This is a genomic window from Actinomadura sp. NPDC048955, assembly GCF_040649435.1.
GTDB classification, from domain to species: Bacteria; Actinomycetota; Actinomycetes; order Streptosporangiales; family Streptosporangiaceae; genus Spirillospora; species Spirillospora luteofluorescens.
Genome location: NZ_JBEZJI010000173.1, coordinates 1 through 2,369 on the forward strand (window position 1 = coordinate 1; position 2,369 = coordinate 2,369).

The following is a 2,369-nucleotide window of genomic DNA, read 5'->3' on the forward strand; positions in this document are numbered from 1 at the left end:
CGAGGGCGGCGAGCTCGTCCTTGACGCGGGTCAGTTCGTCCGTGTATTCGGCAAAGGTGGTCATCGTGGCCTCCGGCCGCTCTGTTTGTAGGGTTCCGGAGTACATCGTCCGGAGAGCCCTTACCGGCGCAAGAGGGGCTGTCGTCCGGGGGTTGGCGTCTGGCGTAGGCCGGGACGCCCACGGCCAACAGCGGCAGGCTCAGCGTCGATCGCTCGAACCCAAAGAGCTACCGGCCCCCAGAGGGGTTGGCGGGGGTGCTGAAACGGCGAAGCGCCGCCCCGTGGTCGGCGGGACGGCGCTTCGCGGCCGCATGTTGGTGGGTTGGTTGTCAGGCGAGGTCGAGGTCTGGGGCGTGGTTGGCGGCCAGGGCCCGCACGGCGGCCGCGCGGGTCCGCCAGCAGTGTCCCCGTCGGCGGCGTCAGGGTCGCCGGCGACAGGGGTGCCGGGCCGGTGCAGCATGGTCCGGCTCGCGGGGTCGCCAGCGGTCGCCAGAAAGGGCCCGGCGGTGCCGGGCCCTTCGGTTGGTTCGGGGACCTGCGCCGCTCAGGCGCGGGTCTGCACGGTTCTGCGGGGAACCGTGTGGGAGGCTTGCGCCGGGTGCTGGCTTAAGCCGGGATGTCGAGCTAGTTGGGCTCGGCCGAGAAGAACACAAGGCTTCCGGCCTTCCCCTCGTCTGCGAGCAAGTCCCGCATCCACAAGTACAGGTCCGCACGACGGGTGCCGGGCTGGGCCTGCGCGCCGCGGGTCTTGGACGACACTTGCGTCGCGCCGCCGAAGAGCGGCTGCTCCAGGGTGGCACTGACGGCGTACTCGCCGGGGGCGATCTGGTTGGGCTCGGCGGAGAAGAACACGATCACCCCGCTCCGCATCCGCTGCGGAATCTCACCGTTCACCTGCTCCAGCAGCGCCAGGCGGGTGGTGCCGGCCTCCACTAGCGTGATGTAGGCCTGAGTTTCCTTCACCGAGAAGCCGCCGGGTAGCGGCCGCATGACCGTGATGATCACGAAGTACTCGGTCCCTTCGTCCTGCCCCTGGTTCGGGCAGGAAGCGGCGGCAGTCGACGCGGTCTGGTTTGTCATGGCTCAGCTCCTTGTGGTTTTTCGCACGTCAGTGCGGACCACCCCGCAAAGGGGCATCGGGGTAGACAGTCCCAAACAACGGACCGGCGCAAGATCTCAACCGTCGGGCTCGTGTCTCGGCAATCACGAGCTGGCCGACGTTGACGGCCCCCGGGACCGGCCCAGCAAGGCCGCACGCCCGGGGCCCGTCGACGTCCTGGCGGCCGCCGCCCGGAGGGCGTGCGGGCTCGTCCGCGTGGCCCTCGTGCGGAACGGCGGGATAATCGGGTGTATGACCGGGGGAGTCGATGAGCACCGATGAGCACCGAATCGCCGGATGAGCCGCCGGTCGGGCCCAGGCTTTTCGTGCAGGTGTCGCGGGAAGGGCCGTGGCTGCGGGTGGAGCTGCGCGGCGAACTGGACTTGTTCACCGCGCCGGCACTGCTGGACCAGGTCGGCCTGCTGATCGGCCAGCGCAGCTCGCCGCGGATCGCGCTGCAGATGTCACAGGTGGGCTTTTGCGACTCGGCCGGGCTCAACGCCTTGGCCGGGATGTTCCAGCGTGTCAGCGCCGCCGGCGGGGACCTGGTGCTGCTGCGGCCGCATCCCCGGGTGGCGCAGGTGCTGGCCATCACCGCGCTGGACCGCTTTCTCCCCGTGTACGACGCCCTCCCACCTGACCCCGGCTGACCCCGGCCCACGGCGCGATTTCTCGCGCCTGGATGCGGCCTGACTTGCGAGTGCTCCTCTATTGGACGGCGGGCGGTTTCCAAAACCGGACCGGCGCCGAGGCGCGCGGCGCGTCCGGAAACGGCCGTTTCTGAGACGGGCCGCCCGACGGGGACGGCCCCTGGGACGCCGTCCGCAAAAATCCGGGCATCGCACACCTGGCGACCTGCGGCGACGCGCCGCAGAAGCCACCTCGCACGGTGTCCTCAAAACGTGAGTGGATCACTGTTTTTAAGACATGATTGGGCTCGGCGACCACCCCAACCCTAAGGAGTGCTCGTGATCGAGATCAGGACCGACGCCGAGCCCGCCCACCCCGACGGCCCCACGACAGTGAGCAGACCCGCGCGATCGCCAGCGGGATCGACGAGGCGTTCCGGCTGCTCAACTACGCCGCGATGAGCCGGAGCGGGCTGCGCTGGCCCGGCGACGTCGCCTCCGTGCTCGGCGAGGTGGCGGGCGGGGTGTCCAAGCTCCCCTACCAGCCGCCCGCCTCCGCCTGCGGGAGGCTGCCGGAGACCGGCGCGTCGACGTACCCGATCCCCTCGGGGAGCCGGCTCCGGACGCGGTGGACGGCGTCC

3 protein-coding genes are annotated in these 2,369 nt (G+C 70.4%); 2 read left to right on the forward strand and 1 reads right to left on the reverse strand.

Annotated features, from left to right (window positions below; all coding sequences use genetic code 11):
• Positions 1 to 624 precede the first annotated feature (624 nt).
• Positions 625 to 1,080, reverse strand: a complete 456-nt coding sequence (locus tag AB0C84_RS45925) for a hypothetical protein (RefSeq protein ID WP_361079191.1) — start codon at positions 1,078 to 1,080, stop codon at positions 625 to 627.
• A 297-nt stretch (positions 1,081 to 1,377) separates the two neighbouring features.
• Here AB0C84_RS45925 and AB0C84_RS45930 point away from each other — a divergent pair, with 297 nt between their 5' ends.
• Both AB0C84_RS45930 and AB0C84_RS45935 read left to right on the forward strand, forming a co-directional pair.
• Positions 1,378 to 1,749 (forward strand): STAS domain-containing protein, encoded by a 372-nt coding sequence (locus tag AB0C84_RS45930; RefSeq protein WP_361079194.1) that lies wholly within the window; start codon positions 1,378 to 1,380, stop codon positions 1,747 to 1,749.
• 437 nt (positions 1,750 to 2,186) lie between these two features.
• Positions 2,187 to 2,369 (forward strand): hypothetical protein (locus tag AB0C84_RS45935; RefSeq protein ID WP_361079197.1); only part of this gene is annotated, 183 nt, incomplete at its 3' end.